Source organism: Ohtaekwangia koreensis (assembly GCF_900167975.1).
Taxonomy (GTDB): Bacteria; Bacteroidota; Bacteroidia; order Cytophagales; family Cyclobacteriaceae; genus Ohtaekwangia; species Ohtaekwangia koreensis.
On record NZ_FUZU01000002.1, the window covers coordinates 51,785 to 75,470 of the forward strand.

Genomic DNA, 23,686 nt, shown 5'->3' on the forward strand with positions numbered 1-23,686 from the left:
TTACTCCACTCCTGCCATCTTTAATTTATAGATATACTCTGCTTCTTTGCGTTTCATTTCTTCGTTCGTAGCGGATAGCTCCTCCATATTCTGACGCATTTCCTCTTCCTGTGCGTGAAGCTGCTGTGTCTGCTCCTGCATTTGCGTAACCAGCGTACGCATCTTCTGAGTCGACTTCACGGTAGAGATCGCCGCTGCCATATACTCCGTTGCCTTCTCAACAAAACTCTGTTGATAATCCTGCCACGTTACAAATCCAGCCAGCTCAAATACACCTTCGATTTGTTCGCTATATTTCATCGGAACAATCAGGATACAACTGGGTGTAGCATCTCCCAATCCGGAAGTAATCTGCGTATAGCCCTCGGGTACTGATCGCATTACCACCGTTGCTCCTTCAAGAAAAACCTGACCGATAAGTCCTTCACCAATTTCGATGCGCTTTTCAACAAACTTCCGTTTATCGAAAGCATAGCAAGCTGCAAGCTCCAGGTATTTATTTTCCTCAAAGTCTTCCTGTAGTATAAATGTACCCCCTTGTTGTGCGGAGAGATAGCGAACAAGAAAACGCGTAGCCTGATCCGCTAAGGCTTTTGCATCATCCTGGTGCTGTCGGATGATCTCTGTGAATTTTGTCAGCCCCTCTGTTGTCCAGATACGCTTGCGATCTTCGTCCTGTATGCGCTTCATTTGGTCGCGCATGTCCATCAAGGTAGAAGAAAGATTATCTGTATTCAGTTTTGCATTCGCCTCGCTCATGCCAGGCCAGCTCACAGCAAAGTCACCGGTGGTGATTTTTTTAATGAAGTTGGAAGCATTCTTGATGTTGCCAATTGAAGAGTTCAATATCTCTTTCGCGTCATCGGCTATCGGTGTGCCGGGATCAAATATAAATTCACGATTATTCTTTTCAAGATTCAGCAGCAGTGCTTGCCGGTGCGACTCTTGTCCGCGGATGCGATGAAAAATAAGGTATAAACTTGGTATACCGAGTAGTAGCATTAATGCCTGGATGACGAGATTACTTTGCACTGCTGCCTCATAGCGCATTTCAGCATCATGCTTCAGCGCACGTTCATGCTGAACAAAATCCGTTGAGAACCCAAGGTATGTTTTCCATACTTGGTAGCCACGATCTTCAACCATCAGTTGTTTAAACTGCGTCATGCTGTCAACCTTGGCGATCTCAATCATCTGATGACAGAAAGCTATATATCCATTAACGGACGCTACATATTCTTCAAAATTCTGCGTAGGATACTTCTGCTTCTTCATAATCATCCTAATGGTATCCATATCATTGGGAGCTCCCTGCAAGGATATATGAAACGGATCCAGTAACGTTTCTGTTTTTCCCAATGCATATCCGCGTACACCTAAGTCAAGCAGGTTAAGCCAGCGAATAAGTTCATTGGTTTTGCTCAGCGCTAATTCCGCTTCCCGCACATGCTCGGCAGTTTCAGTCATAATTCTTTGATTGCGGAAAGCAAGGACGGATGTGATCAGCGTCAATATCAGAATAACACCAACCGCGAGGTAGATTGTATTCTTTCTTAGTAAAGCAATAAGGCTATTCATAGAATAGTTAGAAGGCTATATGGTTTGCAATATGATATTAACGAAACGGTTTAACAATAGCAATAAAACACACAGACTATTCCGCAGGAATGCGTTTTGTCTGTGAATTGGAAAAAATATTATACAAAAAAGGAGATTACGCTTCCTTAAAAATCAAGGATAACGAAGTAAAAAACAACCACTTCATTCATCAGACTATATCTATTCCTTTTCCTTCTTGCAATGTAAGAAAAGGTTGATGCGGCTTAGGAAGCTTTGCCAGCGCAGCGTTCAAGTCGCGTACAGGTTCTTCTGCTCCATCATCAGCAAGTGGAAATGTACCGAAGTGTGATGCAATGGTGAGCGATGATTTTACTTCCTGGTGAATCTGCACAGCTTGTTCTGGAGAACAGTGAATGGGCGACATAAACCACGCAGGCTTATAGGCGCCAATGGGTATCAATGCCGCACGAATAGGTGCACAGCGCTCTCCTATTTCTTTAAAAGTATAGGCGTTGTAACCCGTGTCGCCTGCAAAGTATATATTTCCATCGGTGCGCTTCAGCAGATAACCACACCACAACGTTGCATCACGATCGAGCATTCCTCGTCCTGAAAAATGCTGTGCCGGTAAAGCCTGAACAGAGAGTCCATTCGGTATAGCAATCTCCTGCCACCAGTCAAGTTCGTGATACGCATGTATACCGTGCTGCCTGAGAAAAGCACCAACGCCCAACGATACTATAAATTGAGGATTGAACACTTTCACGAGCCGCTTCACGGTATCTATATCTAAGTGATCATAATGATTATGACTGAGTAATACGAGGTCAATCTTCGGCAGGTCTTCAAAACGTATACCGGGAGGACGCATTCTTTTCGGACCAATCCACGAAAAAGGACTCGTGCGTTTACTCCAAACAGGATCCGTAAGTATATTCATTCCGTCAACCTGAATTAGAAACGTGGTGTGATTTACAAACGTAATGCGTAAACCATTTTCGATTCGCTCCGCCGGTTTCTCACCAAAGGTATTTTCAAGTTGCTCCGTCCAAGCACCGCGCTTACGTTCGCGCATCCATTTCAAAACTTCTATAAGGCCGTTCGCCTTCACACCACCTGGATTTATAAACTGTTTCCCATCAAAGTGATCACTAACAGGACCTTTATACCGGGGCGCTGATATACTATAACCAATTAAAATAAACGTGAGAGCAACTGCTGCCACTGGCAAAAGAATATAGATTATAAGCATAGGTTGCTCTGATGTTACATAGATTATAAGCAGGAAGACGCAAAAGACGGATTCTTATTGCACACTCAAAAAATTATACCCAGACTTTACAAATAAAAAAAACGTAAAGAGCCTTGCTACAAAGGTAAATTTTTCATTCACGCTGTTCTTTGTTTCTGCATGTAATCTCTTTAAAACAATACATTAACAGAAATGTTTGGCAGAATATAGACTTCTGTCACCCGGAAATTTCTTATCGTCAAACAGCTTGCATGCCAATGTTTATAATGTTTTACAGCAGTAAGATTGTATAAACTTATCTATGAATAAAAGATTTTACGGGCGGCAACGGTTGTCCTGTATTCTACGTTAGTCGGAAGTCCATACGTTTTTTCCTGCATGGCTTTTTATCGAATGCCCTTCGGGACAAAACATTTTATATTTTTGAAGGCTCTCTCATCATGGAATTAAAATTACAAACAGGCTACAAGCAAATTTTAGGAATGGCAATGCCAATCACGCTGGCGATGCTTGTGCCTCAGATCAATTTTATTACTAATAACATTTTCCTTGGTGGACTTGGTGAAAAGGAACTTGCCTGCGCTGGTATCACGGGTGTATTCTATCTGATCTTTGCCGTGATTGGCAATGGCTTGAATAACGGATTACAGGCACTGATAGCACGAAGAGCAGGACAAGATTTACCACAGGAGATCGGCAGACTTTTCTATCATGGTGCGTGGGTTGCCCTGGCCGTTTCCTCCATCGGTATATTGATCACCTATACGCTTGCTCCTTCGATCTTGCGCATGGTTATTCATGATCCGGTGATTACCGAGATGGCAATCGACTTCCTGTCAATCAGAATCTGGGGGCTGCCGTTGCTATACCTATATGTAATGCGTAATGCTTTGCTAGTGGGTACGAACCAAACTAAATTTCTGGTATGGGGCACATTAAGTGAAGCTTTAGCAAATATATTCTTCGATTACGCTTTTATCTATGGCAAATTCGGATTTCCGGAGATCGGTTTTAACGGAGCGGCGTATGCTTCCATTATCGCGGAAGGCTTCGGGTTATTGGTGATCTATATTGTGATTCACATCAACGGAATGCACAAGCAATTTGCATTCTTCAAGCAAGCAAGAATGGATGTGTCGGTTTTGAAGCTTATCATGATTCAATCATCACCGCTAGTGATACAATATGCGATCAGCATTGCCAGCTGGGAATACTTTTATATACTGATCGAACACCATGGCGCACGTGCGCTTGCTATATCCAACACCATGCGAAATATATTCGGCTTGTTCGGGATATTCTCATGGGCATTTGCTTCTACCACCAATACGATGGTGAGTAATATTATAGGACAAGGACGGCAGAATGAAGTAATTCCAATGATCAAACGAATCTCCGGAATAAGCTTTCTGATCTCTCTCTTTATTTTTCTGTGGCTGAACATTGTGCCGGAATGGTTCCTGTCATTCTACGGACAAGGTGATGATTTTATCAATGAAGCTATACCCGTAGTGCGCGTTGTATCCTGTGCCTTGTTGCTGATGTCGTTTGCCACGGTATGGCTGAACGCTGTTACCGGCACCGGCAATACGGTAGTAAACCTCACGATCGAGTTGATCACCATTATCATCTATAGCGTCTATTGCTATATCGTGCTGGAATATCTGAAGTTGCCCATCACCTGGGGATGGGGCTCAGAATGGGTTTACTGGATATCCATGCTCTCCATGGCATATCTATACCTTCGTTCCGGCAAATGGAAGAATAAGAAAATCTGATGATCGACTACTTACGTTTGTAAAAGTATAGATACGATTTTTTCTTACCGTTTTTCTCACTGAGTGTATAGAACCCTGATCCGTTACGATCCCATGCAATAGATTCGCCCTGAGGTTCTTCTTCATAGGGGATTTCTTCGGGCGTTCCTTTTAGCAGCTTTGGTGCGGGGGTATAGGCTGCCGCAGACCAGCGGTATATATGCTCGTAATTCTTCAGCAGAATTTCTTTTCCATCATCAGAGAAATCACCGGCCACGATTTCTCTGAATGGCAAACTCATTACCTCCGTGGCCGTAAGTGTATCGGTTGTTGAATATGGATATCGCAGTGTATACAAGTATACCGGCTCCTCACGCTTCGACACTATAAAAAGATCTTTAGTCTTCGGATCGATAAAAAGCGTTTCAGTATCCTTCATGTCACCCGGCAAACGAAAGGTAATTTTATCGTATGCTGTAATCTCCATCTTATCTTCACCTTCATGCCAGACAGGTTCTTCAAACCTGTATATATATTTAAAAGTATGTGCTGCCGCATTGTCGCCTATATCACCTACATATATATAGTTTTTGGCAGGATCAGGTCCAGGTCCCACAGCCAGGTCTTCCCAATCACGGTTATCAACTCCTTTGAGTTTACATGTCAGTGCTAATTGCAAGGTTTTATCGATCAAGAAAACCTCGGCTTTGTTGCCGCTGTCATTATGTACCCACAGCTTGCCTGGGTTGTTTATACTGGCGGCCATATCTGAAACCTCTGGGAATGGAGATTTCTTTAACTCTGCTAACGGTTCCCCGCGTTCGAACGCTGTTGAAATAGTATAGGCTGCCTCCTTTTTTGAGCAACCAAGATTGGCTAATATAACTAGCGCGATCAGTACTTTCTTCATGTATATATGCAATTAAAGTCCGAAGAAAAGGTATCCCGGTTTAAATAAGAAGTATTTCTTCCCGAAACTGATCTTATAATTTTATACTACGATTTTGATGTTGAGAGATAGGGTTTTATATCAAGGCGTATTCGTTTGTAATCACGCCTGGCATCTTCAATCGAAGATTTTATCCGCATCATTGTATTTGTATCCCAACCTTTTTTCGAGATTTGCACGACCTCATCCATATTTCGTTCCATCTTGTCGCGATGCTGTAAGAGCTCGCGAGTAGCTTTGTCCATGGGATGTTTTGCTTTAGGGGATGCAATCATTCTCTTTTCATCGAGTGCACGTATAGTCTGATTCAATGAATCCCGCAGCTGCATTAGCGCTTTTGAAATCACCTCGCGTTCCATCGCAATTTCAACAGAATCCTTATTCTGGAACATATCCACCTGGCTATAGGCAAAACTATGTATACATATAGCCGTGGCAACGAGTATGGTACGTAACGCTTTCACACCATGTTATTTACAAGTATAAAATAAATTACAGTGCCTGAGTCCTATATGCTTTTCCGTCAGATACAGAAAGGTAGTGCGCAAAGATCTCTACGTTTTACCGCGCGAAAGTAAAAATGGCAGCATCCTCGTTCTTCTTTCCCTGTAAAAGATCTGTGATAATTTCAGCAGCAATATGGCTAAAGGTGATCCCGTTACCACCAAATCCCAGCGCAAAGTATGTATTCGGCCGTTGTGATATGGAGCCTATATAAGGAAGCCCGTCTTTTGTATTGCAAAATGTACCAGCCCATTCGAAGTCTGGTCTAAACTCTATTGCGGGAAAAAGTTTATGAAATGTTTTTACAAGCTGTGCGGATTTAAGTGGCAGGTTTGCATCGCGCTTGTCCGGATTATAAAACTTATCGTCCTTCCCTCCAATCAGAATCCGGTTATCAGATGTAGTGCGCAAGTAAAGATAAGGCCGGGCAGTTTCCCATATTAAACTATTCTTATACCAGAATCTATCTTGCTGGAAAGGCTCGCTTATAACGGCATAGGTTGAGTATAATTCTTCGACTTGTTTAGGAATATAGCGTTGCGATTCATATCCACAGCAAATAACAAGTTTACGAGCGGTGATCGTATTACCTGTATCCGTTAACAGTTCAACGGAACGCTTGTGATGTTTTATTTTTACAACCTCCGTTCCATCGAATATTTGTAAACCTCTTCTCACCGAAGTATGTATCAATGAGTGCGTCATGCGATATGCATCCAGTTGTGCGGCATCCTCTGAAAGTATACCGGCTGGTGCCTTGAATGAAAATTTATTAAAGATGTCTTTCTCCTCGAGCCATTGTACGGATGATATATGATGTTTCTTCCGCAAACTATATTCTGTCTCAAGCTTTTTTACGTCCTTCTTGAAAGAAGCAAACTGAAAACTTGGCTTCGGTGTAAACTCTACATATTTAAAATTAGCAGCCATCGCCTGCAACTTATGAACAGCCTCCAGGCAAAGCTTATAACTTCTTACAGCACTCTTTTCCCCTACAATGGAAATGAGTTTATGCAAAGGCGTATCGATCTCATACTGTAGCAAACACGTACTCGCTGCGGTGCTGCCCTGTCCTACATGCCTTCTGTCTACCATCACAACATCAAAGCCTGCTTTACACAAATGATAACTGACAAGCGCACCGGTTATACCTGCCCCCATAACAACAACATCTGTTTTGATAGACTCCTGAACAGAAGCATAGGTCTTTACAATGCCATGTTTTAACAGCCAAAAAGGATAATGCGAGCGGAGGTCCATAAAGTATACCTGCAGATTTCTACGAATGTGAGAGTGGTGAGAAAATTCGTTGATTCTCCGGCAGTTCCTTTGTTTCACGTTTTACAATAAAGACAGCAGTCTTATCGGGTACAATACCGGCTCCGTAGTTCACGGTGTATACTTTCGTAAACTCTGCGCCAAAGAAAAGTATAATGGAAGTATAGTATACCCAAAGCAACAGGATCACAATAGAAGCGGCAGCGCCATAGGTTACACCTATACTTGAATTTGCAACATATAGACTGATCAGGGATTTGCCAATGATAAACAGCAACGAAGTAAACGATGCACCTATAAATGCATCACGCCACTGGATTGTTGCATCCGGAAGTACTTTGAAAATAATAGCAAATAAACAGGTTATCACGGCAAGGATCGATAAGAAATTCAGTCCTTGAAAAAGATATACTGAAATATCGTTGAAGTAATATTGAAGCTTATCGTGCATGAGGTCCAACAGCGCATTAATGATCAGTGACACCATCAATAAAAAACCGAGACTGACCAACAATGAGAATGATATGAGCCGATTGACGAGAAGCTTTACAATACCACGCTTTGGTTTGGCCTTGATTGACCATATATAGTTTATAGAATCCTGCATCTCGGTAAATACGCCGGTTGCGCCAATCAACAGAATTCCAAGACCAATCAAAGCACCCGATGCACCGAGTTGTGACTTCTCTATATTCTGGATGATCTCCTGAATTTGAAGGGCCACTGAATTTCCAACGAGGCCATTGATTTCACCATAGATCTTTCCCTGTACCGCTTCCCTGCCCCAGAAAATTCCTGCCAGTGAAATAATAATGATCAGAATCGGTCCTAATGAAAATATCGTATAATAAGAAAGTGAAGCACTCAATTTCAATCCATTGTCCTGCACAAATTCTTGACCTGCCTTCTTTAGGACATTCCATATTTTAGAGAAGAGCTTCACGGTATGTTTCAAAATTGGAATCAATGCTTTTCGGAGAAATGCTCCTGCTTCTGTATCTCATCGATATCAACAATGAGTTTTGCAACCGCAGGGTCTGCGTAGGCACCATACGCATCTATCAACGTTCCTTTTTTTCCATCGGAAGTTTCAATTACATATAGTATAGAATTATCATCCGGGTTGCTGATCCCTTCGAAACGATAAAAGTTAACTACCTTTATATCACGTGGAGAATATACTTTATTGGAATCCAGTGATTGCAAACCACCGTTCTCAGCTTTGAAATTTTCTGTATATCCTTGCTCTATCATCTTATCGAGACAAGCATTTAACGTCTTCATTTGGGGTATAGGAGTTGTCTGTGCCATAATAGTTTTTTTAATTTTGTGATAACTGGTTCTCGAAATCAACGAGGTTGTCTTGTATTGTACGGGCATGAGGAAGCGCACTATTCAACCATGTTTTAATGTTTAAATCGCTTGTCTTCGCGCCATACGATTCAAGTTCACCTATAAAGTCTTTGTTTGTATTTCGTAATTTTCTACACCACTTTTCATCAAACTCGCTAGGCTTTTCGTCCAGCAATCTGCGAGCCTCCCGTGTAGAATTTTCAGTGGCCTCTGTCGGTATACTAATAACATGTGCAGAAGCATAGGCTTCAACTTCGTCCAACAGATTTTGTAATTCAGGCTTAACTTTATTAGCAGTAGCTACTGCATGCGCAGAATTTTTCTCAAGCGCCACATCGGTTAAAGCGATGAGAGTATGAAGCGAACTTGTTGTTTCCACTACAAATTGCGCATCTTTTTCATCGGGCTTATTTTCGAACTTCGCGCGGTTCTTTTCCTCCGCTATCTCTTTACTCTCCTTAGACTGGTTACAGCTAACCATTCCAATCAAAATACATATTACTATTATATATTTCATGACTCATAATTTTGACTAAGAACATAATTATTCTGAAGGGCTTCGTATGTGTTTCTCAACGTCTCCGATGACTCCAGTGTTATTCTATGATCAAGCAGGCATTGACGAAGGTCATCTGATATTTTCGCTGCACTACTAATCACATGATCATATCCCTTTGTAACCATCTTATCCATCGCTTCACAACAGCTTAGTATAGCGTGCACAGGTTTAGCCGCAAGCATCGAACGGAAGTCCATCCATAAGAGACATGCCTTTCCTGCAATGGATGTATGCTGTGTATAGTATCCGCCTAGTGCTTTTACTGCTTTAACAAGCTCTTGAATATTACGGGCACTTTCTTGTGTTACCATGCTAAAGAACGGCGCTGCATTTAAACCTACATTCAACTGATTCAACAAACTGGTCGCCTGATCATAACAAGCAATGCGATCGTAGTTCAACTGAATGAGCGTAGTAAGATGATGTATAGGTTCAGCGTTTTTCATAGTTCAAACCTCACATTGAGTTTAAAAGAACTATGCCCGAATAGGCAAGTCTACAGGCTTGGGTGCTGTGGAACCGGTTCCTCACTATGAGGTCACAAATAGATTAACAGGCAGAAATAGTTGCGAAGTGCAGCGTCATAACGGGGCATAAATTTTACAAGTACTCAGAAATATAAAACTATATATGTCACTTTCTAAAGATCAACATCCCTTCTATCAGCGATTAAGTTTAAACCTGATAAGTATCACTATCCTCGGAACACTTTTATTTATAGGGCAAAACATATTACTGCCCTTATTCTTCTCGATGCTTCTGGCAGGGTTGCTTATTCCCGTTGTTAACTTCCTTAACAAAAGAAAAATACCCCATGTACTTTCTATAACACTCTCTTTGATCGTTTCGCTTATCCTTCTGTTCGGTATATTTTATTTCCTTACCACACAAGTGCTGAACTTCCTGGATGATTCTGAAATGATTAAGGACAAAATCACACACCTTGTTTTGGACATAAAACAATGGGTATCGAAGAATTTCCATGTCGGCATTCGCAAACAAAATCAGTATCTACAGGACACTGCAAAGGAGATCAGCACCTCGGGACCTAAGCTCGTGAGTCAAACATTTCTCTCCATCACCGAGATTGGCTCATATCTGCTTTTCATTCCGATCTATACCTTTCTGCTGCTATACTATAAAGATCTTATCAAGAAGTTTTTGATTGAACTATTTAGAGATGGCAGCGAAGAAAAAGTAATTTCAGTCATGCACGGTTGCCGGTCAGTTGCTCAATATTATGTAACCGGCCTCCTTATAGAAATGACGATCGTATTCGCATTGAATTCGCTGGGATTTCTTATTCTTGGAATTAAGTATGCAATCTTCCTGGCATTGATCTCTGCGTTGCTGAATCTTATACCGTATGTTGGCATGTTGGTAGCGAATTTATTTTGCATGCTCATTACACTGATCACCTCTCAAGACACGGGGGATGTCATCTGGGTGGCTGCTATATTAAGTGGTGTGCAGCTGGTGGATAACAATGTGTTGATGCCGCTGATTGTTGGTTCTAAAGTAAAGATCAATGCACTGGCTACGATCATTGGTATCTTAGTGGGTGGTGCACTGTGTGGTGTTCAAGGGATGTTCCTTGCTATACCAGGAGTAGCTGTACTAAAGGTTATTTCTGATCACGTTGATTCCTTAAAAGCCTGGGGAATTATGATGGGAGACAAAAACGGCCACGACGAACCTCGGATACTTAAACGAGCAAGACGCAAATTAAAATAATATTTGAGTATAACTTACTTTCGGATTATATACTTTATTCTGCACGTAACTCTTACCCATATACTCTAGACTCTGCCTAAATATTCCATTTCATACAAATTTAGCTGAGCAACACGGTCTTGTGATATACAGGTCTCGTAATATGTAGTGTATATATGTGTTCATCTGCCGGAATATTCACATATAGCGCGCTTATCTATACAACTCCATCCACCTCAATTGCGGGCTTGTCTTAAAAAGAAAAAGCCTGGGCTATCAACCCAGGCTTTAACCGCTTTAAATTAATCATCTACGGATGATGATTTAGATTAAATGCCAGGTATAACTGGGCAAATGAGTTTTTAGAGTCGCCAATGATATCTCTTGCTGTTTCACTGTCAGCAATTTTAGCGAGACCGTAGTTATAGCGTGCACCTACTTGCGCAGGTCCAAAATTAAAACCGATACCTCCTACTAATCCGTAGTCAAATGATTTGAAATTATCTTTATCAAGATCATCACTGCCGCTACCAAAATCACCATCGGTAGAAATGTTTGCTCCTAGAAGATAAGAGCCATAGGCACCGAGTTGTAAATCAACTGACTCACCTAACTTAAACACAGCAAGTACTGGAACATCGATATAGTTTAAATTGAATTTAGTTTCCTGATCGATAATTCCATCGGTTACAAATTTCGAACCCTTGGTTGAATACAACAATTCAGCCTGCAGTCCGAATGCTTCTGTGGAGATAATCTCTCCAAACAAACCAACGTTAAAACCGTATCTTGCATTTTCATCGTCTACGTCATCAACATACAGGTTACTAACATTCAATCCGCCTTTGATACCAGCTCTTCTCTCCTGAGCGAAGGAGGTAACGGTAGATGCTATTGTAAATATCCCCGCAACCAACAAGATGTGTTTCAATTTTGTTTTCATAGTGTTTTTTAATTTGCGGGATAAGAAAAATAACTATGCCATCGAGTGTTGATGAACCAAATTGACTATTTAATATAATACTCTATATAGAATAAAAGAGTCGACTAAATATTTACCCAATTTATATAGATGTAGAACACGTTAACCTATACATACATCTTAAAGCTATAGATTGAATAAAAAAGCCACTGGATATCGATCCAGTGGCTCATCTATTATACATACATGGAATACCCTGCTAGTTTCTTCTGAAAGATCCGGCAATCAGAGAAACCAGAAAGATCACAATAGCGATAAAGAAAATTATTTTAGCCGCGTAAGCTGCACTGGCAGCAACGCCACCAAATCCAAAAATAGCTGCAACAATAGCTATTATTAGAAATATTATAGTCCATCGTAACATAAATAATTGTGTTTAGTCTACACATTATAGTACTAGAAATTCATGCCTGGCCGGATACTATGTATATAAATTCGACATGTGCATGTAGATGATTATCCCCAAAGATTACCCCATTGTTGATACTTAGCTTTAATAATTATTAAGATTAGTACATGGCACATCCTTTTCTTATGTCATGACGCATAAGTATACATTTAAACAATACAATTATGACAAGCCTGGAATTAAAAGGAAAATGGAATGAAGCTAAGGGTAAGCTTAAACAAAAATATGGTGAACTTACTGATGATGACTTAGCTTTCACATCTGGTAAAGAAGATGAACTATATGGTCGTCTTCAGCAGAAACTTGGAAAGTCAAAAGAAGAAGTAAGAAAAATGATTGAAGAAATTTAATCTGATATCATTACTGATGCTTAACAGTTTGTAAGGTCATTTTTGGGGTATTGCTTCTCTTCATGTACACCACACCATGATCAGTGCAATACTTCCAAAATGAACCTTTGCCTAAAGTGATTTACAAACCGTATATCTATATATACGATTCATATAATTTAGTTGGTCTATAGTTCAGGTAGAAGGTCTGGGCCGCTGCGAAGGCAGCGGCCCTTGTAAAGGAAAAGCATATGAAAGGACGAATCATCACCATGCTAATTGCACTATCCATGTTAGTTTTAATTATTGGCATGCAGTTTATACACCTCTAGAAACTTTTCACAATCGCTATATATATAAAAAGGTTGCCGCAACGCGCGTGCAACCTTTTACTTTATTAAAGCTTACGTAAATCAGAAAATATAGTCGGTGCTTAAGAAAGCAGATTCGCGATTGCGTATAATATTACTGATGATGTGTTTATTTTCATCCGTGCTCTTGGTCGAGACCAGCGTACGAATTGAAAACACACGAAGTGCATCTGCGATGGAAAGTGTTCCTTCCGCAGAATCCTTTCTACCATTGAAAGGAAATGTATCTGGCCCACGTTGACTTTGAGCATTTATATTGATTCGCCCCATTTGGTTTACGAAAGCATCGATCAACCTGGCTATCCGTCTTGAATCTGTACCAAATATACTCACCTGTTGTCCGAAGTTAGAGTTCAGTACATATTCAATAGCTTCTTCATCTTCATCGAAAGGTACAATCGGAACTACCGGCCCAAACTGTTCTTCATAGTAAAGACGCATTTCCTTATTCACCGGATATACAACTGCCGGATAGAAAAATGAATTTAATGATTCACCACCATTTTCATTTACAACATTCGCACCGTGTTTCTTTGCGTCTGCTACAAGCTCTTGTAAATATTCAACTTTTCCAGGCTCTGGCACAGGCGTTAATCCAACACCACTGTCCCATGGCATCCCAGGTTTTAACTTCTTTACTTGTGTATTGAATTTCTCAATGAATGAATCGACAACAGCTTTGTGTACAAAAATAATTTTCAATGCAGTACAACGCTGACCATTGAAAGAAAGACTTCCTGTTATACATTCGGTAACAGCATTATCAATATCTGCATCCGGCAATACTATAGCAGGATTCTTTGCATCCAGTCCCAATATAGCTTTAAGACGATGAGGTTTAGGATGAAGCCTTTTCAAATCATTCGCTCCTTTATTTGTTCCTATAAAAGCGAAGACATCGATCTTTCCAGTTTCCATCAACGCACCAACTGTCTCCCTACCTTTTCCATAAATAATATTAATTACACCCGGAGGGAAGCTATCACGAAAGGCTTCTATCAATGGGCGAATGAGCAGTACACCAAATTTCGCAGGCTTAAAAACTACCGTGTTACCCATGATCAAAGCCGGAATTAATGTGGTAAACGTTTCATTCAACGGATAATTATAGGGGCCCATACAAAGCGACACACCCAATGGCACACGTCTGATCTGTGCCATGAAACCTTGCTCCTCAATCAGCTTTGCCGAATTACGATCAAGATCTTTATATGCCTTTATAGTATCCACTATATAGTCGCATGTACGGTCGAATTCTTTTTCAGAATCTTTGAGACTCTTACCGATTTCCCACATCAATAACTTAACTACCGTAGCGCGCTGTGCACGCATAGCCACGAGAAATTTTTCAACGTGCTCGATACGTTCCGTTACACTTAAGGTTGGCCACAATCCTTGTCCAAGATCGTAAGCCTTCACAGCAGCGTCAAGAGCTTCCAGTGCTTCCTTCGAGGTGAGCAATGGAGTGCTTCCAATTACTTTTTGTTTATAGGTGCCGCCTTCTTTGGTAAAGACAGGGCTGAGTACTGGATTAAGATTACCAGTCCATGTTTTCATTTCACCATTGACCAGGTACTCACGTTGTTCAATTGCTTCTGTGATTCTAAAAGCATCTGGAATGGCGCTTTCCTCTGGGAAAACATTCGCTAAAAGTTGACTCATTATACTTAAGGGTTGGTTTGTATTATACTTACTGCTGATGAAGTGCCGATACGACTTGCTCCTGCTTCAATCATGCTCATGGCATCGTTAAAAGTTTTTATACCACCCGATGCTTTAATGCCTACAGCGGGCGGCAGATTCTCTTTCATTAACGCTATATGTTTGGCATTGGCACCCGTAGGTGCAAAACCTGTTGATGTTTTAACAAAATCGGCACCTGCATCTGCACAGATCTTAGAAGCTTTTTTTATCTCTTCATCAGAAAGATACGCAGTCTCAATGATTACTTTCAAAAGTTTCTGATGATCATGTGAAAGCTTGCTACACTTGGCTACTTCGATCTTGGTCCACGGAAGATTCGTTTTAAAAGAAGTTACATTCCATACTACATCGATTTCATCTGCACCATTATCGATTGCACGTTTGATCTCGTCAAGCTTGGTCTCTGTCATATTATACCCTAACGGGAAACCAGCTACTGTTACCAATATAATTTTAGCGGTACCTATCTCACGCTTCGCGCGCTTTACCCAGAAGGGAGGAACACAAATGCCGAGGAAATTGAACTTCTTTGCTTCTTCAACGAGTTTGTCAATATCTCCAATTGTAAGAGTAGGACTCAGGTTTGTATGCTCGATATAGTTCGCAAGATTCATTACACGCAAGTACTTGTTTAAAAATATAAATCACAAGCTCAGTTCACTATACATTTATATACAGAGCAGGGTACTGTGCATGTATAGTACTTGATCTATATAAATATTGTCTCGTGTTTCACCAGATAGTTATTCACAATACGATCTTACCTATAGATCCAAAAATAAAACAGCCCGCGAAAATCGCAGGCTGTTCGTTGCTATAACTAGGAAGGTATAGCAAAAGTTCAATGGCGCATACCGCATACCTTACAATATTTCATTTTTCCGGGTGGGCGTTTCTTGGGCGGACGCTTATGACCAAAGTACATCGGATTGGTATACTGTGGCTTCATCAACATTCGCTCATTCCTTCGGATGGTCTTAACTCCTTCACGCATTCTTGCTTCGTACTCATCTTGTGATTCATACGTAGGTCCAGAAGACTTCTTTCTATTCTTACGCGATTTCTTCGGACCATAATCTTTCTTGGGATAATAAGGCTCGCCTGGCTCCAGGGTTGTTGGCGAATTTGACTGAGCTTCGGAAGCTGCTTTTTTCTTCTTCCTGGATGATTGCGCACATGTTGTTGCACACATGATCGCGATCAAGAATAGAGTAATTAGTATACGCATAAAGGATCTTTACAAAGATATAAACTGTAATCATTACCCAATCGTATTCCGCATCCGACTGAAGGTCTTTAAAGGCGATCAAACGAAATGCCTAACCGGTAAATTTTTAAGAGACAGTCTTCTACTCGACAAAAACAACTTTTAATTAACTTTAATTTACATAAATCAAATAACCCTATCTATATGAAGTCCTTCTTTTTACTCATTATGGGTCTTTTTTCCCTCGTAGCCAGGGCGTCTGATCCAACACCTCTTGAAATCGGAGCAACCGCCCCACCCTTTTCATTGCCGGCAACGGATGGCAAAACATACTCTTTAGAAAGTTTTGCGCAGTATAAAATTTTGGCAATCATATTCACCTGTAACCATTGTCCTACAGCGCAGGCGTATGAAGACCGCATCAAACAACTTGTGCAAGACTATACCAGTAAGGGCGTTGGTATAATTGCTATCTCACCAAACGATCCTCAAGCTGTACGACTGGATGAGCTGGGCTATACTGATCTAAGTGACACATTTGAAGAAATGAAGATCCGCGCAAAAGATAAGCAGTATAACTTCCCTTACTTATATGATGGCGAGACTTCTTCTGTCTCAATGAAATATGGACCGCAGGCTACACCTCATGTTTTTATTTTCGATACGAAGCGTACACTTCGCTATACCGGCCGTATTGATGATGGAGAAAAACCAGGCACTGCAAAAACACATGATACACGCAATGCACTGGACGCACTGCTTGCAGGTAAACCTGTAACGACAGAAAAAACAAAAACTTTTGGTTGCTCAATCAAGTGGCCATGCAAACGTGATTATGCGAACAAAGCATTTGAAGAATGGGCTAAAGAAAAAGTATCGATCGATGATCTTGAGATGGCTTCATTAAAACAGTTGCTGAAGAATGAAGGCGTAAACTATAAATTAATAAATGTATGGGCTACGTGGTGTGGTCCTTGTGTTACCGAGTTTCCAGAGTTTGTGAACATGAACAGGATGTATAGAAACAGGGAGTTTGAATTGGTAACGATCAGTCTCGATGATGTAAACAGGAAACCGAATGCCCTTAACTTCCTTACCAAGAAACAAGCTTCTACCAAGAACTATATATTCAAGGGAGATAAATATGCTTTCATGGAAGCGCTTGATAAAAAGTGGGAAGGTTCTTTACCCTATACATTGTTCATTGCACCAGGCGGTAAAATTATTTATGGCAAACAAGGATTGATTGACCCGCATGAACTAAAGAAAATTATTGTGGAGAATATCGGGAGGATATATTAATACCTATGCCATCAACACTGGCTTAGTATATATGATGACCAAGAAAATGATTCACCGATACCGATAAGTATAAATTAATACGCAGCGAGTATACTGTACAAGTGTTTAAGTATACATCTGAAAGATTGTATACTCATTAAGAACATCAGGCTTTTGCAGATCGCTGGCGATCTGCAAAAGCCTGATGTTCTTAAGCGCGGCCTGCTCAAATGTAAACCGACTCTCTCTTTAAACCCGCGCTATGCACCTCTCCACTTAACACCAATGAATTTCAGCAGACTAAAAAAATTATTTCTCAAATAAATCCGCCTGATCCTCCGAACGCTTCAGAAGGTTCGCATCGATTGTCTTGCTCGCTTTAGCTCCAAGCTTCTTTAGGTCTTCAACCCTTCGTACCAAGTTTCCACTTCCTACCGATAACTTCTTCATGGATTCTTCATAGAACTTTTTAGAAGAATCAAGATGACGGCCCAAGGTGATCAGGTCTTCAGAGAATCCTACAAACTTATCATACAGATCGCCAGCCTTGTTCGCTATATCCATTACGTGACGTGTCTGATATTCCTGCTTCCACGTATTTTTAATAAGCTGAAGCGATGGAATCAACAACGTAGGACTCACAAATACAATCCTTCTTTCGAGCGCTTCTTCATATAGCGTCTTCTCACTCTGGAGCGCCAATATATAGGCAGGCTCAATCGGTATAAACATAATTACAAAGTCGAGACTGCTATCGGTAATATTCTTCTGGTAATTTTTATCTCCCAGCAATTTCATATGCTGGCGAATAGAAGTGAGGTGACTCTTGAGGTGAATTACTTTCTCTTCTTCTGATTCTGAATTTACAAAGTTGTTATAAGCTGTAAGACTCACCTTCGAATCGATAATCACATGTTTACTTTCTGGCAAACGGATAATTACATCCGGACGAAGTCTGCCTTCCACAGTGGTGAACGATTCCTGAATGAAATATTCGCGATCTCTTTCGAGTCCCGATTTCTCAAGTATACTTTCCAGAATAAATTCACCCCACGCACCTTGCGTCTTCGTATCACCACGCAATGCACGCGTCAGGTTTTCTGCTTCACGCGTCATTTGTACGTTAAGCTTCTGAAGATTTTCAAGCTGCTCGCGTAAAGCGGAGTTGCGCGATATATTGTCCTTGTGCGTTTCTTCAACCTTCTTTTCAAACTCTATAATTCGTTCTCCCAAAGGTTTTAACAGATCATACAGATTGGATTTATTCTGATCTGTAAACTTTTTACTTTTCTCTTCGAAGATATCGTTCGCCAGATTTTTGAATTGCAACGTGAGCTTTTCATTCATAGCTTCAAGTTCCTTCCGCTGGTCCTGAAGTTTCTCTTGTAAATTCCTGTAGTCTGCTTCGGAAGCAGCCAGACTGTTATTCACCTCCAGTACTTTTTTTCGTTCTATCTCAAGATCATGTTTCAGTTCGCTTATCAAACCTTGCTGCACTTTATTTTTTTCCTGTTCCAGTACTATAGATGAAGTTGCAGATTGATTTTCAGCCGTAGATTTAAATTTCAAAACGAGCCATGCCGCTACTGCACCGACACCAACCCCTACCAATAAAAAAACAATTTCCATACGCTGTAAATATATTTTAACAATTAACGGTGGACAAATAGATTTCAAGCTTTAATAACAAATCATTTAAAAGTCCGCTCACCTTGATTTCTACGCATTAAAAATTGCTGGTTAATATGCTGTTTTAAATTCTTAAAAATCTTTGCAGGAGCTTTTAAGCATTATCGGGCGGACTAATTCTGATTGCGAACAACAAATTTTGAGGAAGATCTGTTCTTCACCCCTATAAAAACGAATTACACGTAACGAAATACCCCATGCTATACTCTAAATCCTGTAGGCTTTACGACCGCTATTTGATAGATTTGCAATAATACAAATTCTACATTTTATGATCGAAACAATTAACTCCAGCCAGCAGGCAATTCTATTGGAAGACAAGTATGGTGCACATAACTACCATCCGCTTCCCGTAGTGTTATGCAAAGGCGAAGGAGTGTTTGTTTGGGATGTAGAAGGGAAACGCTACTATGATTTTCTTTCGGCATATAGTGCCGTGAACCAGGGCCACTGCCATCCCCGTATTGTCAATGCACTAATCAATCAGGCAAAAGAACTCACGCTTACATCACGTGCTTTTTATAATGATAAGCTCGGCATTGCCGAGAAGTATATCTGCGAAACATTTGGCTATCAAAAAGCACTGTTCATGAACAGTGGCGCTGAAGCGAATGAGTCGGCTATTAAGCTTGCACGTAAGTGGGGATATACCTATAAAGGCATTCCGGATAACGAAGCTGTAATTATAGCCGTGAAGAAAAATTTTCATGGCCGCACTACTACCATTATTTCTGCGTCTACGGATGAAGATTCTCGCAAGGGCTTCGGCCCTTTTATGCCAGGATTTGAAATTATAGACTACGATAACATTGATGCGTTAACAAAAGCACTTGCTAATCCCAATGTATGTGCGCTCTGGATTGAGCCTATGCAAGGCGAAGCAGGCGTATTTGTTCCTGCTGATGGATACCTGAAAGCGGCAGAACAACTTTGTCGTAAGCATCATGTTTTACTCATGATGGACGAGATTCAAACTGGTATAGCACGCACCGGAAAAATGCTTGCTTCCGATTATGAAAATGTTCGTCCTGATCTTTTAATTCTGGGTAAAGCTCTCTCCGGTGGCACAATGCCTGTATCATGCGTGCTGGCGGATGATGAGATCATGCTCGTGATTAAGCCCGGTGAACATGGCTCTACATTCGGAGGCAATCCATTGGCAGCAGCGGTATGTATAGCGGCACTCGAAGTAATTAAAGATGAAAAACTGGCAGACAATGCCATGAAGCTCGGTATAGTATTTCGTGAGCGCATGCAAGCGTTGATGAAGAAGACGGATATGATTACGCTCGTACGTGGTAAAGGATTATTAAACGCTATTGTTATCAATGATTCTCCCAAGAGTGAAACTGCCTGGAATCTCTGCGTTGATTTTATGAACAACGGACTTCTGGCAAAGCCGACACATGGAAATATAATTCGCCTTGCACCACCTTTGGTAATTACGGAAGAACAAATTCACGAGTGCTGTGATATTATAGAGAAATGCATTCTGAATTTTAAGAAATAAACAAAGCTCTCATAAAAGTATAAAAGCAGTCCTTACGACTGCTTTTATACTTTATATACACCGATACTATATTCGCTATTCAATATATTATTTTAACTTCTGTCGCACCACCTCATATATAGCTACACCGGCTGCAACGGATACATTTAATGAACCTATCTTCCCTCGCATGGGGATCTTTGCAAGTTCATCGGCATCACGAATAAGAGCATCTGCAATGCCATCTTCTTCGGAACCCATGATCAATGCAATCGGACCAGAAAGATTTACTTCATATAAATTCTGACTCGCTTTCTCAGTACACGCTACAACGCGTATTCCATTATCACGCAACAACTGAAGCGTCTTCTTCAAATCTTTTTCGCGGCAAATAGGTAAATGATTCAAGGCTCCGGCAGAGGTCTTCATCGCATCGCTGGTGATTGGAGCATTGCCTTTTTCTGCAATAACAATTCCATCAAGACCAGCACATTCTGCTGTCCGTGCTATAGCCCCAAAATTCCGTACGTCAGTTATGCGATCCAGCAAAAGAAAAAATGGCTCGCGGCCTTCGCTATAGGCGCGATCGATCAAATTATCAAGCGATGCAAAAGATATTGAAGCCAGCAAACAGATCACACCCTGGTGATTCTTCGATGACATCCTCTTCAACTTCTCCATGGGCACAAAGGAAACGGGCACATTATTATTTCTTGCCGTCATAATGAGTTCCTTGATCAGGTCGTTACTCAACCCCGACTGGATCATTACCTTTTCAATTTCCTTCCCTGCTACAATTGCCTCCATCACCGCGCGGGTGCCATAGATCATATCTGATTTTTCCATCGTAAGATGTTAATATTAAAGTGTTTTCAGCTTGATGTGCACGCTTGACTACACGCTCAAACAATCGGCAAATTCCACATTCTATTCCAGTTTTGAAAAAATATTCAAGCTTCTCTTTCAACATTCGCTGATTATATTTGGCGTCTAATTTCATACTATGTCGATTAAGATCAGAAAGGAGGATGCTCTCAATTATCACATGCAAGGGCAGCCCGGTAAAATTGAAGTAGTTCCAACCAAAGTATTAAGCTCACAGCGCGATCTTGCATTAGCGTATTCTCCCGGAGTGGCAGAGCCGTGCAAAGAAATTGCTGCGAATAAAGAAGATGTTTATAAGTATACATCGAAAGGAAACCTGGTCGCTGTTATCTCGAATGGTACAGCGGTATTAGGATTAGGTGACATTGGACCTGAAGCTTCCAAACCTGTGATGGAAGGTAAAGGTGTTCTCTTTAAAAAATTTGCCGGCATTGATGTATTCGATATAGAGATCGATGAGAAAGATCCGGATGAACTCATCAAAATTATAAAATCACTGGAGCCTACATTCGGTGGTGTTAACCTCGAAGACATCAAAGCTCCGGAGTGTTTCAAGATTGAAACCGAGCTGCGTGAAAAAATGAATATCCCGATCATGCACGATGATCAGCATGGAACAGCGATTATATCGTGCGCTGCATTGCTGAATGCGTTGGAGATCGTGGAGAAGAAAATGGAGGATATAAAAATCGTTGTGAACGGTGCCGGAGCTGCTGCCGTAAGTTGCACGAAGCTATATATAGCGCTGGGCGCACGAAAAGAAAATATAATCATGTGCGATAGTAAAGGTGTACTGAATACTTCGCGCACGAACCTTGATGATATCAAGAAACAATTTGTATCGGATGTAAAAATCAACACACTGCAGGAAGCGATGAAGGGTGCCGATGTTTTCATTGGTCTCTCTGTAGCAGATGCCATTACTCCGGAAGACCTGAACAACATGGCGAAGGATCCGATTGTGTTTGCACTTTCGAACCCAAACCCTGAGATCGACTATAACCTTGCGCGCAAAACGAGGGAAGATGCAATCCTGGCAACAGGCCGTTCCGATCATCCTAACCAGGTAAACAATGTGTTGGGCTTCCCCTATATATTTCGTGGTGCACTGGATGTTCGTGCTACAGAAATTAATGAAGCTATGAAGCTGGCTGCTGTACATGCACTTGCTGATCTTGCAAAAGAACCCGTACCGGATATGGTTGTAAAAGCATACGGTACTGATAAAATCCAATTCGGCCGCGAGTATCTTATACCAAAGCCACTTGATCCGCGTCTTATCACAACGGTATCGCCAGCGGTGGCGAAAGCTGCTATGGATTCAGGTATAGCAAAATATCCGATCACCGATTGGGCTGCGTATCATCATCAACTACAGCAACGCATTGGTATAGATCAAAAACTTATGTCGCGGGTTATTGACCGCGCCAAGAAAAATCCGAAACGCGTTGTATTCGCGGAAGCGAATCATCATAAAATTCTAAAGGCAGCGCAGATTCTGAAAGACGAAGGGATTGCCAAGCCGATCTTGCTGGGTAACCGTGAAGAGATTCACAAACTGATTGAAGAATATAATCTTGACCTGCACGATTGCCCTATATATTATCCGCGTGAGGATGATGATATGGTGAACCGTTATGCCGAGGTACTATACAAGAAACGCCAGCGTAAAGGATTGACGTACCTGGATAGCGTACGCATGATGCGTGAACGAAATTACTTTGGTGCCATGATGGTAGAGTTCGGTGATGCTGATGCGCTTGTCAGCGGACTTACAAAAGATTATCCGAAGACTATACTTCCGTCTCTTCAAATCATCGGTACTGCCGAAGGCGTGAATCGTGTGGCCGGTATGTATATCATCGTCAATAAAAAAGGCACATTCTTCTTTGCCGATACCACTGTAAATGTTGACCCGAATGCACAAGAGCTTGCCGGTATCATTGAGCTTACCGCGCGTGGTGTAAAGTTCTTTGATATGGATCCACGCATCGCCGTATTGTCCTATTCAAACTTTGGTTCTTCACAGGGAGAAGTCCCGGAGAAGAGTCGTGAAGCCGTGCGTATAGCCAAAGCAAAAAATCCTTCCCTGGTAGTTGAGGGCGATATACAGGCGAACGTTGCATTGAACACGCAACTGCAACAAGAGACATTCCCATTCAGCGCTCTTGCGCAAGAAGGTGCGAATACATTGATCTTCCCGAACCTAGCTTCGGGAAATATAGCCTATAAATTACTGATGGAGCTCGGAGGCGCAGAAGCCATCGGCCCTATATTACTCGGCATGAAAAAACCAGTGCATGTACTTCAGCTCGGAAGTTCTATTCGCGAAATTGTGAATATGGCTGCTATAGCAGTGGTGGACGCACAACTACATGAACAAAATGATCACCTTTAAGGTGATCATTTTTGTTT

At 41.3% G+C, this 23,686-nt stretch carries 22 protein-coding genes; 6 read left to right on the plus strand and 16 right to left on the minus strand.

The features are described 5' to 3' along the window. Entirely contained in the window at positions 1–1,578 is a 1,578-nt protein-coding gene (locus tag B5Y40_RS12995) for a GAF domain-containing protein (protein WP_079687233.1), read from the minus strand. Positions 1,579–1,768: 190 nt separating this feature from the next. Further along, positions 1,769–2,812: an MBL fold metallo-hydrolase gene (locus B5Y40_RS13000; RefSeq protein ID WP_079687234.1), complete on the minus strand. Its 1,044-nt coding sequence runs from the start codon at positions 2,810–2,812 to the stop codon at positions 1,769–1,771. Between the two features lie 440 nt (positions 2,813–3,252). Here B5Y40_RS13000 and B5Y40_RS13005 point away from each other — a divergent pair, with 440 nt between their 5' ends. Beyond that, entirely contained in the window at positions 3,253–4,590 is a 1,338-nt protein-coding gene (locus B5Y40_RS13005; RefSeq protein WP_079687235.1) for an MATE family efflux transporter, read from the plus strand. A 7-nt stretch (positions 4,591–4,597) separates the two neighbouring features. Here B5Y40_RS13005 and B5Y40_RS13010 read toward each other — a convergent pair whose 3' ends face one another. From B5Y40_RS13010 to B5Y40_RS13040, 7 genes are all read right to left on the minus strand, one after another. Further along, a complete protein-coding gene (locus tag B5Y40_RS13010; RefSeq protein ID WP_079687236.1) occupies positions 4,598–5,479 on the minus strand; it encodes a hypothetical protein in 882 nt (293 codons plus the stop codon). Positions 5,480–5,565: 86 nt separating this feature from the next. Continuing rightward, positions 5,566–5,982, minus strand: coding sequence for a hypothetical protein (locus tag B5Y40_RS13015; RefSeq protein ID WP_143785756.1), 417 nt, complete (start codon positions 5,980–5,982; stop codon positions 5,566–5,568). Between the two features lie 97 nt (positions 5,983–6,079). Next, positions 6,080–7,282 (minus strand): NAD(P)/FAD-dependent oxidoreductase, encoded by a 1,203-nt coding sequence (locus tag B5Y40_RS13020; protein ID WP_079687238.1) that lies wholly within the window; start codon positions 7,280–7,282, stop codon positions 6,080–6,082. 19 nt (positions 7,283–7,301) lie between these two features. Beyond that, positions 7,302–8,243, minus strand: a complete 942-nt coding sequence (locus B5Y40_RS13025; RefSeq protein WP_079687239.1) for a YihY/virulence factor BrkB family protein — start codon at positions 8,241–8,243, stop codon at positions 7,302–7,304. A 20-nt stretch (positions 8,244–8,263) separates the two neighbouring features. Further along, the gene (locus tag B5Y40_RS13030; protein ID WP_143785758.1) at positions 8,264–8,611 is read right to left on the minus strand and encodes a hypothetical protein; all 348 of its coding nucleotides are present in this window, start codon (positions 8,609–8,611) and stop codon (positions 8,264–8,266) included. A gap of 10 nt (positions 8,612–8,621) precedes the next feature. Next, a complete protein-coding gene (locus tag B5Y40_RS13035) occupies positions 8,622–9,170 on the minus strand; it encodes a DUF4142 domain-containing protein (protein WP_079687241.1) in 549 nt (182 codons plus the stop codon). Continuing rightward, positions 9,167–9,658, minus strand: a complete 492-nt coding sequence (locus tag B5Y40_RS13040) for a DUF2383 domain-containing protein (RefSeq protein ID WP_079687242.1) — start codon at positions 9,656–9,658, stop codon at positions 9,167–9,169. The genes B5Y40_RS13035 and B5Y40_RS13040 overlap by 4 nt, the downstream gene beginning before the upstream one ends. 184 nt (positions 9,659–9,842) lie before the next feature. On the opposite strand from B5Y40_RS13040, the gene B5Y40_RS13045 reads away from it, so the two are divergent. Next, positions 9,843–10,946 (plus strand): AI-2E family transporter, encoded by a 1,104-nt coding sequence (locus B5Y40_RS13045; RefSeq protein WP_079687243.1) that lies wholly within the window; start codon positions 9,843–9,845, stop codon positions 10,944–10,946. Positions 10,947–11,235: 289 nt separating this feature from the next. Here B5Y40_RS13045 and B5Y40_RS13050 read toward each other — a convergent pair whose 3' ends face one another. Further along, a complete protein-coding gene (locus tag B5Y40_RS13050; RefSeq protein WP_079687244.1) occupies positions 11,236–11,868 on the minus strand; it encodes a porin family protein in 633 nt (210 codons plus the stop codon). A gap of 238 nt (positions 11,869–12,106) precedes the next feature. After that, positions 12,107–12,271 (minus strand): DUF1328 domain-containing protein, encoded by a 165-nt coding sequence (locus tag B5Y40_RS13055; RefSeq protein ID WP_079687245.1) that lies wholly within the window; start codon positions 12,269–12,271, stop codon positions 12,107–12,109. Between the two features lie 209 nt (positions 12,272–12,480). On the opposite strand from B5Y40_RS13055, the gene B5Y40_RS13060 reads away from it, so the two are divergent. Continuing rightward, positions 12,481–12,666: a CsbD family protein gene (locus B5Y40_RS13060; protein WP_079687246.1), complete on the plus strand. Its 186-nt coding sequence runs from the start codon at positions 12,481–12,483 to the stop codon at positions 12,664–12,666. A 392-nt stretch (positions 12,667–13,058) separates the two neighbouring features. Here B5Y40_RS13060 and B5Y40_RS13065 read toward each other — a convergent pair whose 3' ends face one another. From B5Y40_RS13065 to B5Y40_RS13075, 3 genes are all read right to left on the minus strand, one after another. Continuing rightward, positions 13,059–14,678, minus strand: a complete 1,620-nt coding sequence (locus tag B5Y40_RS13065; protein ID WP_079687247.1) for an NADP-dependent glyceraldehyde-3-phosphate dehydrogenase — start codon at positions 14,676–14,678, stop codon at positions 13,059–13,061. A gap of 5 nt (positions 14,679–14,683) precedes the next feature. Next, the gene (gene deoC / locus B5Y40_RS13070) at positions 14,684–15,334 is read right to left on the minus strand and encodes a deoxyribose-phosphate aldolase (protein WP_079687248.1); all 651 of its coding nucleotides are present in this window, start codon (positions 15,332–15,334) and stop codon (positions 14,684–14,686) included. 227 nt (positions 15,335–15,561) lie between these two features. Further along, positions 15,562–15,948 carry a hypothetical protein gene (locus B5Y40_RS13075; protein ID WP_143785759.1) on the minus strand — a complete coding sequence of 129 codons (387 nt, stop codon included), beginning with the start codon at positions 15,946–15,948 and terminating at the stop codon, positions 15,562–15,564. A 183-nt stretch (positions 15,949–16,131) separates the two neighbouring features. Between B5Y40_RS13075 and B5Y40_RS13080 the strand changes: the two genes are divergently transcribed. After that, on the plus strand, positions 16,132–17,229 hold the full coding sequence (locus B5Y40_RS13080; RefSeq protein ID WP_079687250.1) for a redoxin domain-containing protein: 1,098 nt from the start codon (positions 16,132–16,134) through the stop codon (positions 17,227–17,229). Between the two features lie 288 nt (positions 17,230–17,517). On the opposite strand, the gene B5Y40_RS13085 is transcribed toward B5Y40_RS13080, so the two are convergent. Continuing rightward, positions 17,518–18,837, minus strand: coding sequence for a DNA recombination protein RmuC (locus B5Y40_RS13085; RefSeq protein ID WP_079687251.1), 1,320 nt, complete (start codon positions 18,835–18,837; stop codon positions 17,518–17,520). Positions 18,838–19,168: 331 nt separating this feature from the next. On the opposite strand from B5Y40_RS13085, the gene rocD reads away from it, so the two are divergent. After that, positions 19,169–20,407 carry an ornithine--oxo-acid transaminase gene (gene rocD, locus B5Y40_RS13090; protein ID WP_079687252.1) on the plus strand — a complete coding sequence of 413 codons (1,239 nt, stop codon included), beginning with the start codon at positions 19,169–19,171 and terminating at the stop codon, positions 20,405–20,407. 87 nt (positions 20,408–20,494) lie between these two features. Here rocD and rlmB read toward each other — a convergent pair whose 3' ends face one another. After that, a complete protein-coding gene (rlmB, locus tag B5Y40_RS13095) occupies positions 20,495–21,232 on the minus strand; it encodes a 23S rRNA (guanosine(2251)-2'-O)-methyltransferase RlmB (RefSeq protein WP_079687253.1) in 738 nt (245 codons plus the stop codon). A gap of 157 nt (positions 21,233–21,389) precedes the next feature. Between rlmB and B5Y40_RS13100 the strand changes: the two genes are divergently transcribed. Then, entirely contained in the window at positions 21,390–23,669 is a 2,280-nt protein-coding gene (locus tag B5Y40_RS13100) for an NADP-dependent malic enzyme (RefSeq protein ID WP_079687254.1), read from the plus strand. Positions 23,670–23,686 lie beyond the last annotated feature (17 nt).

What these genes read in the sequence shown, in the direction of transcription:
- B5Y40_RS12995 (WP_079687233.1), bottom strand. Translation starts at nt 1,578, where the DNA reads ATGAATAGCCTTATTGCTTTACTAAGAAAGAATACAATCTACCTCGCG.
- B5Y40_RS13000 (WP_079687234.1), bottom strand. Translation starts at nt 2,812, where the DNA reads ATGCTTATAATCTATATTCTTTTGCCAGTGGCAGCAGTTGCTCTCACG.
- B5Y40_RS13005 (WP_079687235.1), top strand. Translation starts at nt 3,253, where the DNA reads ATGGAATTAAAATTACAAACAGGCTACAAGCAAATTTTAGGAATGGCA.
- B5Y40_RS13010 (WP_079687236.1), bottom strand. Translation starts at nt 5,479, where the DNA reads ATGAAGAAAGTACTGATCGCGCTAGTTATATTAGCCAATCTTGGTTGC.
- B5Y40_RS13020 (WP_079687238.1), bottom strand. Translation starts at nt 7,282, where the DNA reads ATGGACCTCCGCTCGCATTATCCTTTTTGGCTGTTAAAACATGGCATT.
- B5Y40_RS13030 (WP_143785758.1), bottom strand. Translation starts at nt 8,611, where the DNA reads ATGGCACAGACAACTCCTATACCCCAAATGAAGACGTTAAATGCTTGT.
- B5Y40_RS13035 (WP_079687241.1), bottom strand. Translation starts at nt 9,170, where the DNA reads ATGAAATATATAATAGTAATATGTATTTTGATTGGAATGGTTAGCTGT.
- B5Y40_RS13040 (WP_079687242.1), bottom strand. Translation starts at nt 9,658, where the DNA reads ATGAAAAACGCTGAACCTATACATCATCTTACTACGCTCATTCAGTTG.
- B5Y40_RS13045 (WP_079687243.1), top strand. Translation starts at nt 9,843, where the DNA reads ATGTCACTTTCTAAAGATCAACATCCCTTCTATCAGCGATTAAGTTTA.
- B5Y40_RS13050 (WP_079687244.1), bottom strand. Translation starts at nt 11,868, where the DNA reads ATGAAAACAAAATTGAAACACATCTTGTTGGTTGCGGGGATATTTACA.
- B5Y40_RS13055 (WP_079687245.1), bottom strand. Translation starts at nt 12,271, where the DNA reads ATGTTACGATGGACTATAATATTTCTAATAATAGCTATTGTTGCAGCT.
- B5Y40_RS13060 (WP_079687246.1), top strand. Translation starts at nt 12,481, where the DNA reads ATGACAAGCCTGGAATTAAAAGGAAAATGGAATGAAGCTAAGGGTAAG.
- B5Y40_RS13065 (WP_079687247.1), bottom strand. Translation starts at nt 14,678, where the DNA reads ATGAGTCAACTTTTAGCGAATGTTTTCCCAGAGGAAAGCGCCATTCCA.
- deoC (WP_079687248.1), bottom strand. Translation starts at nt 15,334, where the DNA reads ATGAATCTTGCGAACTATATCGAGCATACAAACCTGAGTCCTACTCTT.
- B5Y40_RS13075 (WP_143785759.1), bottom strand. Translation starts at nt 15,948, where the DNA reads ATGCGTATACTAATTACTCTATTCTTGATCGCGATCATGTGTGCAACA.
- B5Y40_RS13080 (WP_079687250.1), top strand. Translation starts at nt 16,132, where the DNA reads ATGAAGTCCTTCTTTTTACTCATTATGGGTCTTTTTTCCCTCGTAGCC.
- B5Y40_RS13085 (WP_079687251.1), bottom strand. Translation starts at nt 18,837, where the DNA reads ATGGAAATTGTTTTTTTATTGGTAGGGGTTGGTGTCGGTGCAGTAGCG.
- rocD (WP_079687252.1), top strand. Translation starts at nt 19,169, where the DNA reads ATGATCGAAACAATTAACTCCAGCCAGCAGGCAATTCTATTGGAAGAC.
- rlmB (WP_079687253.1), bottom strand. Translation starts at nt 21,232, where the DNA reads ATGGAAAAATCAGATATGATCTATGGCACCCGCGCGGTGATGGAGGCA.
- B5Y40_RS13100 (WP_079687254.1), top strand. Translation starts at nt 21,390, where the DNA reads ATGTCGATTAAGATCAGAAAGGAGGATGCTCTCAATTATCACATGCAA.